Source organism: Pseudohaliea sp., from assembly GCF_054552115.1.
This window is the reverse complement of record NZ_JBTOLW010000011.1, coordinates 90,872-97,444: the sequence shown is the minus strand read 5'-3', so window position 1 is coordinate 97,444 and position 6,573 is coordinate 90,872. Positions and strand designations below refer to the sequence as shown.

General features: G+C 69.5%; 8 protein-coding genes. 3 read left to right on the top strand and 5 right to left on the bottom strand.

What is annotated here, in order from left to right; translation table 11 throughout:
* Nucleotides 1-18: 18 nt before the first annotated feature.
* On the top strand, nucleotides 19-138 hold the full coding sequence (locus ACX93N_RS07730) for a hypothetical protein (RefSeq protein WP_459427830.1): 120 nt from the start codon (nucleotides 19-21) through the stop codon (nucleotides 136-138).
* Between the two features lie 96 nt (nucleotides 139-234).
* Here the strand turns inward: ACX93N_RS07730 and thiI are convergent, their stop codons facing one another.
* From thiI to ACX93N_RS07705, 5 genes are read right to left on the bottom strand one after another with little or no spacing between them, the layout of a single operon-like run.
* The gene (gene thiI / locus ACX93N_RS07725; RefSeq protein ID WP_459427824.1) at nucleotides 235-1,770 is read right to left on the bottom strand and encodes a tRNA uracil 4-sulfurtransferase ThiI; all 1,536 of its coding nucleotides are present in this window, start codon (nucleotides 1,768-1,770) and stop codon (nucleotides 235-237) included.
* On the bottom strand, nucleotides 1,767-2,732 hold the full coding sequence (locus ACX93N_RS07720) for an MFS transporter (protein WP_459427829.1): 966 nt from the start codon (nucleotides 2,730-2,732) through the stop codon (nucleotides 1,767-1,769). The genes thiI and ACX93N_RS07720 overlap by 4 nt, the downstream gene beginning before the upstream one ends.
* Nucleotides 2,729-3,370 carry a maleylacetoacetate isomerase gene (gene maiA, locus ACX93N_RS07715; RefSeq protein ID WP_459427823.1) on the bottom strand — a complete coding sequence of 214 codons (642 nt, stop codon included), beginning with the start codon at nucleotides 3,368-3,370 and terminating at the stop codon, nucleotides 2,729-2,731. Before maiA ends, ACX93N_RS07720 begins: the two co-directional genes overlap by 4 nt.
* A 6-nt stretch (nucleotides 3,371-3,376) precedes the next feature.
* Entirely contained in the window at nucleotides 3,377-4,363 is a 987-nt protein-coding gene (locus tag ACX93N_RS07710) for a fumarylacetoacetate hydrolase family protein (RefSeq protein ID WP_459427822.1), read from the bottom strand.
* The gene (locus ACX93N_RS07705) at nucleotides 4,360-5,523 is read right to left on the bottom strand and encodes a homogentisate 1,2-dioxygenase (protein WP_459427821.1); all 1,164 of its coding nucleotides are present in this window, start codon (nucleotides 5,521-5,523) and stop codon (nucleotides 4,360-4,362) included. Before ACX93N_RS07705 ends, ACX93N_RS07710 begins: the two co-directional genes overlap by 4 nt.
* A gap of 124 nt (nucleotides 5,524-5,647) precedes the next feature.
* On the opposite strand from ACX93N_RS07705, the gene ACX93N_RS07700 reads away from it, so the two are divergent.
* Nucleotides 5,648-6,106, top strand: a complete 459-nt coding sequence (locus tag ACX93N_RS07700) for a MarR family winged helix-turn-helix transcriptional regulator (protein WP_459427820.1) — start codon at nucleotides 5,648-5,650, stop codon at nucleotides 6,104-6,106.
* Complete coding sequence (locus ACX93N_RS07695; protein ID WP_459427819.1) at nucleotides 6,103-6,561, top strand: Lrp/AsnC family transcriptional regulator; 459 nt, start codon at nucleotides 6,103-6,105, stop codon at nucleotides 6,559-6,561. The genes ACX93N_RS07700 and ACX93N_RS07695 overlap by 4 nt, the downstream gene beginning before the upstream one ends.
* The last annotated feature ends 12 nt before the right edge of the window (nucleotides 6,562-6,573 follow it).

Below are 6,573 nucleotides of genomic sequence, written 5' to 3'. Positions count from 1 at the left end.
GGAACGGCCTGCTGGTGCGTGGAAGAGACGTTTGCGCCCGCCCTGCTCGATCGGCTCGCGGAGGCGGATCGGGGACGGCGCTGCGTCTGTCGGGCCTGCGCGCGGGCGGACTCGCCCCTGGGCGACGCCAGGGAATGAGTCCGGATCGGGTCGGGCGCGGACGGGCGCCGACGGGCGCGGCGGAGAGGGCTCGGGCGGGGTCGAGGCGCGAGTCGTTCGCGCGCCCGCAGTCCGTCAATCGCCGCCGACCCACCGCCGAACCTCGCGGAGCCCCCCGCTCGCATGGCGTGCCGAGAGGCCGGCCCGACGCATCAGGTCCGCCAGATGGGCACTCTTCAGGCCATGCTCGCAGTAGAGCACATAACGCTGCTCGGGGTCGAAGGAGTCGTAGGCGCGCAGCGCGGTCGGGAAGTCGAGGAAGAGCGCGTCCGGATGATGCCAGCTCGCATAGGCGTCCTTCGAACGCAGGTCGATCAGGATCTCCCCCGGCTCGAGCCCGTGCGCGACGAGGTCCTCGTCCTGCCACGAGTCGAGATCGAGGTCGCCCAGGAGAAGAGCGGTGCGCTCGGCCAACGCGCGCTCGAGGACGCTGCCGTCCATCCGCGCCTCCTCTTCGAGCACGTCCTCGAGACGGGCATGCGTCGCGGGATGGCTCGGGACGATCGCACAATACTCTCCCACGCGAGCCGACAGGTCGTGGGTCCCCACGATCTTCGACTCGGCGATGATCTCCTCCTTGTGGCTGCCGATGAGCGGCCGGAGGATCGGAAGGGTCGCGCCTTCGGAGATCACGGCGAGGTTCTGGAGGGTCTGGGAGGAGACCTGCCCGATCGACTCGCCGGTCACGATCGCCGAGCCGCGGATCTCCGCGGCGACCGCCTCGGCCGCACGCAGCATCATCCGTTTCAAGACGATCTGCCAATAGCGCGTGCGGACGGTCTCCTGGATCTCGCGACTCACGGAGTCGAAGTCGACGGCGTGGAAGCGCGGTCGCGTGCCGCATTGCCACCGATCCGCCAGGCGCTTGGCGATCCGGAGCGTCTCCATCTGATGGGGCTGGCCGCCCAGATTGCAGAAGACGTAGTCCAGCGCCACGCCGCGGCGGAGCAGCCGCCACGACGCGACCGGTGAGTCGAAGCCGCCCGAGAGGAGGCTCACCGCCCGCCCTCCGCTGCCGAGCGGCAGCCCCGCGGCGCCCTTCTCGCTGGCGACGAAGTAGTAGGCGCGCTCTCCGTCGAGCTCGACCGAGATCGTGACCTCGGGGCTCGAGAGGTCGACGCGCGAGGCGAGCGGTCGCAGCGCCTCGCCCAGCGCCCGCTCGATCTCGACCGATCGGAGCGGGACGGCGGACTTCTCGCCGACCCGCCGCGCGCGGACGGCGAAGCGTCGATCCCGCACGGCCTCGGCACCGAAGCGCCGACCCGCCTCGACCACGTCCTCGAGGCTCGACCAGGAGCGGGCATGGGCGACCGAGACGGACTGGATGCCGAAGACGCGCGCCAGACGTCGCGCCATCTCCGCGTCACCCGGGCCCTCGCCGGTCGGGTCCGCGGCGAGCTCGACGAAGATCCGGTTGCGATGGCGGATCACCTTCGCGCCCCGGCCGCTCGTCTTCACCGACGCGCGCAGGTTCTCGAGCAGGCGGGAGGTCATGCGCCGCCGTGTGGCGGAGGCCTTCGTGGTGAGGTCTCCGCTGAAGCGAAGCAGGAGCAGGGTCGAGTCGCCTTCGAGCTCGCCCGCCAGGTCGCTGGGGAGGGGTGTCCAGGTCATCGATCGATCGCTCGATTCGGTCTCCGCACGTCGGAATCCAGGAGAGGCCCGTCGACCACGTCGGCGCGGAAGACGCGGAGGGGCCACCAGCTCACCGCCTGCAGCAGCGCAGCCAGCACGAAGAAGCGATGGTAGACCAGCAGGCGATCCGACGTCCCGGCCAGCGCGCGCTCGAGGCCGATGCCCGCCCCGAGCGGCGCGATCGAAGCGATCAGGCCCACGGCGACGGCGGCGATCACCAGGGTGCGCGCCGGCGCCTCGGGGGGAGTCAGCCGAAAGAGCACGTGGGTGTCCGCGATGCCGAACCCCACCGAGAGGATCGCGTAGACGAAGAAGAAGAGGATGACGACGAGCAGCGTCGCGTCGCTCCCCTCACGCACGGCGAGCAGACCGAGGGTCAGGACCGCCATGCCGATCGAGGCGGCCCGGAAGACCGGTGCGGGACCCCGACGATCGATGAGCCGGCCCCAGCCATAGAGCGAGACGAGGCCTCCCGCGAAGGTCGCGATCGTGGTGAGCAGGATCTCCGATTGACTGAAGCCGATCTCCCGCTGGAGCAGGACCAGCACGAAGGGCAACACGGCGGCTCGCAGTGCGTGGCCCGCCGTCACGCCCAGCATGTAGCGGCGGAAGAGGGGGCTGCCGAGGATCGACTTGAAGGCCTCGCGAAGGCGGATGCGCTCCGCGCTCATCTCGTTGCGCTCGGGCATGCGCGCGATCAGGGCGATGCGCAGGAGTCCGAGCGCGAAGACGATCCCGAAGAGTGGCCCGAACGCACCGGGCGCGTGCTCGAGCCAGCGCGCGGCGCCGAGGTAGAAGACGATCAACGTCAGATGCCAGCCCGACCGCAGGAAGGCGAAGAAGCGACCGATCCGATCGGGCTCCATGTAGGCATGCAGCATCGGAAACCAGACGGTATTCGAGATGTTGATGCCCGCGGCCGCGACCGCTGCCCCGCCTATCCCTCGTCCCGGGGGGCGTCCGGCTGCCGGTCCGGGTGGGCCCGGCCGAAGGCATCGTGGCCCCGGCAGCGCTCATCGATGGCGACGAGGCGCGGGAACGGCGCCAGGTCCACCGCGAAGCGCCGGGCGTTGTAGAGCTGCGGCACCAGGAAGACCTCGACCATGGCGGGCGTGTCGGCGCCGAAGAAGCCGTCAGCGGGCGCCTCGGCCTCCAGGCTCTCGAAGCCGCGCGTGACCCAGTGCGCGTACCAGCGGTTCACCGCGTCCTCGTCCTCGCCCAGGGTATTCCGCAGGTAGCGAAGCACCCCGAGGTTGTTCAGCGGCTGGATCTCGCAGGCGATGTGCTGGCAGAGGCCGCGAACCCTGGCGCGGGCCAGGGCATCGGCGGGATACAGGGGCGGCTGCGGGTATTGCTCCTCCAGCCACTCCAGGATCGCCGTGGATTGCACGAGCCGCTCACTGCCGGTGTCCAGCAGGGGCACCAGGCCCTGCGGATTGATCGCACGATAGTCCTCGCCGCGTTGCTCCCCGGCGACGAGATTCACCGGCACGGTGTCATAGGCGAGCCCCTTCAGGTTCAGCGCGATGCGCAGCCGGTAGGAAGACGAGGAGCGGAAGTAGCCGTAGAGCTTCACCATCGGCTCCTAGCGCGGCGGCAGGTAGCGCTCGACGCGCTGGTCGATGCTGCCGAAGACCGTATTGCCGTCGCCATCCAGCATGAAGATCTCGATGCGGTCGCCGAACTGCATGAACGGCGTTTTCGGCTCGCCGTCGGCGATGGTCTCCAGGCAGCGCACCTCGGCCAGGCAGCAGGAACCGTCCTTGCTGCCGACGTTGGACACGGTGCCGGAGCCGATCACGGTGCCCGCGACCAGGGAGCGGCTCTTCGCGCAGTGCGCGATCAGCGTCGGGAAATCGAAGGTCATGTCGACGCCGGCATTCGGCGCACCCACCTGCCGGCCGTTGAGCACGGCGCGCAGCGGCAGGTGCAGCCTGCGCCCGTCCCAGGCACTGCCCAGCTCTTCCGGCGTCGCCAGCACCGGCGTGAAGCTCGTCCAGGGCTTGGACTGGTAGAACCCGAACTGCTTGGCGAGCTCGCCGGGTATCAGGTTGCGCAGGGAGACATCGTTGACGAGGCCGATGAGCTTGATATGGCCCACGGCCTGCTCCGGGGTGACGCCCGCCGGCACGTCGTCGGTCACGACCACCACCTCGGCCTCGAAGTCGATGCCCCAGGCCTCGTCCTCCACGGGGACGGGGTCCCGCGGGCCGATGAAGGCGTCCGAGGCCCCCATGTAGACCAGCGGGTCCTCCCAGAAGGACTGCGGCAGCTCCGCACCCCGGGCCTTGCGGACCAGCTCCACGTGGGTCACGTAGGCGCTGCCGTCGGCCCAGTGGTAGGCGCGCGGCAACGGCGCGTCGCAGGCCGCCGGGTCGAAGTCGCGGCTGGCGACCAGTCCGGCTTCCAGCGCCGCGGCGCGGTCGGCCAGCGCCGGCTCGAGGCGCGCCCAGTCGTCCAGGGCTGCCTGCAGGGTCGGGGCGATGTCGCCCGCATCGCAGTAGCGGCTGAGATCCCGCGAGACGAGGACCAGCTGGCCGTCGCGGCCGTGTTTGAGGGAGGCGACTTTCATGGGGTAACTCCATCGTCAGCGGGCGGCGGCGCATCGCCGCCGCGCCAGGAATGCACGTAGTCGGGGTTTTCCACGGCCAGCGCAGGCTCCAGGGCGCTAAGCGCCCGGCGCGTGTCGATCATGACAGCCACCTCGTCGGTGGCCGTCGCGGGGTCGGCGAGGGACTTCGCCAGGGCCTTCGGGTGCGGCCCGTGGGCAAAGCCGCAGGGGTGGAAGGTCACCATGCCCTCCTCGATGTTGTCGCGGCTGAAGAAATTGCCGCGGTGGTAGAACAGTACCTCATCGTAATCGTCGTTGTTGTGGTAGAAGGGCACCTTCAGCGCCCCCGGGTCCGACTCGATGGGCCGCGGGCAGAACGTGCAGACCACGAAGCCCCCGCCCACGAAGGTCGTATGCGCCGAGGGTGGCAGGTGGTAGCGGTGGCTCATGAGCGGGCGGATAGCGCGCCAGTTCAGGCGCCACACCGTGTTGGTGCCGTGCCAGCCGACGGCATCCAGCGGATTGAAGGGGAAGGTCACCCGGCTCAGCTGCTCGTGCCGCTTGATGTGCACGAGCCAGGGTTCCTCGTCCTGCTGCGCCAGGAAGACCTCGTCGATATGCGGGTGCTCCAGCACCGCAGGGTCGAACACCGCATGCGGACCGACCATGCCCCGGTCCGGCAACCGGTAGGCGCCGTCCCGGTTCTCGATGACCAGCAGCTCCAGCGGGCTCTCCACCGCCAGCCGCCACTGGGTGCCCCTGGGAATCAGCACATAATCGCCATCGCGCAGCGGCAGGTGGCCGTAATCGCAGAACAGGGCCCCGGCACCGCGGTGCACGAAGAGCAGGTCGTCACCGTCGCTGTTGCGCACGAGGTGCGTCATGGTCCGGGCAAGACGCCAGAAGCGCAGGCTGACATCCGCGTTGCCGAGGAAGGGCGGCACGGCGAAAGGCGAGGGCGCGGAGGCATCGAGACGGTTGAGGTCGAAGGCATAGGGGCGCAGCGGGCCTTCCCAGTCCACCCAGCCCGTGGGCGGGTGGCGGTGGTGCATGTGGCTGGCGGGACCGAAGAAGCCCTCGCGGCCCAGCTCGCGCTCGTAGGTGCCCTCGGGCAGATCGCAATGCGCCTGCCGGGAATGCACCCCCTCGCGGATGGGCACCGGTATCCAGTGGCTGCTCATGGCACACCTCCTCGCTTCTCGTCCCGGAACTTCGAGTCTAGGCCATATAGTTTCATTTGCAACTTTTATCGTTTCATATGCAACGGCCTGGCGGCTTCGTATACTGCGCTGAGGAGGACACACCGTGGCCAACGCCCTGCAGCTCAGACAGTTCCTGCCCTACCGGCTCAACGACCTCGCCGAGCGGGTGTCCCGGGGGCTCGCGCAAAGCTACAGCCGCGACTTCGACCTCGCGGTCGCGGAGTGGCGCGTCCTGGCCACGCTGGCCGAGCACGGCGCCGGGCAGGCGCGACAGGTCGCGCGCTGGACCAACCTCGACAAGGTCCGCGTGTCCCGCGCCGTCAGCCGCCTGGCGGAGCGCGGGCTCCTGCGCCGGCGCCGCAACGCGGAGGACCTGCGCACCGCCGACCTCTCCCTCACCCGTGCCGGCGAGGACTTGGTGGCCGCCATCGCCCCGCGCGCCCTGGCCTGGGAAGCGAGGCTTCTCGACGGCCTGCCCCCGGCGGAGGAACAGGCGCTGAAGCGCAGTCTCACGCTCCTGGAGGCACGCCTGGACGCGCTGGAAGCCGAGGACCCGCCATGAAGCTGGACCGCATCGACCGCGCCATTCTCAAGCTGCTCCAGGGCGACAGCCAGCTCACGCACCAGGCCATCGCCGAACGCGTGGGCAGCTCCAGTTCGTCGATCTGGCGGCGCATCCAGGCCCTCGAGGCGAGCGGTGTGATCACCGGCCGCGTGGCGCTGGTCGATGCCGAGAAGGTCGGGCTCACGGTGAGCGTCATCTGCAACGTCAAGCTCGCCCACCACAACGACGAGTCCCGCGTGGAATTCGAGGCGCTGGTGCAGGCCGCGCCCGAAGTCGTCGGCTGCTATGCCGTCTCCGGCAACCACGACTACACGCTGCTGGTAATGGTGCGGGACGTGAAGGACTACGAGCGCTTCCTGACCCAGACACTACTGAACAGCCCCTGGGTGGATGCCGCTTCTTCCAGCTTCACCCTGCGCACCGTCAAGCGGACTACGGCTGTCGATATCTGACGGCAGAGCGGG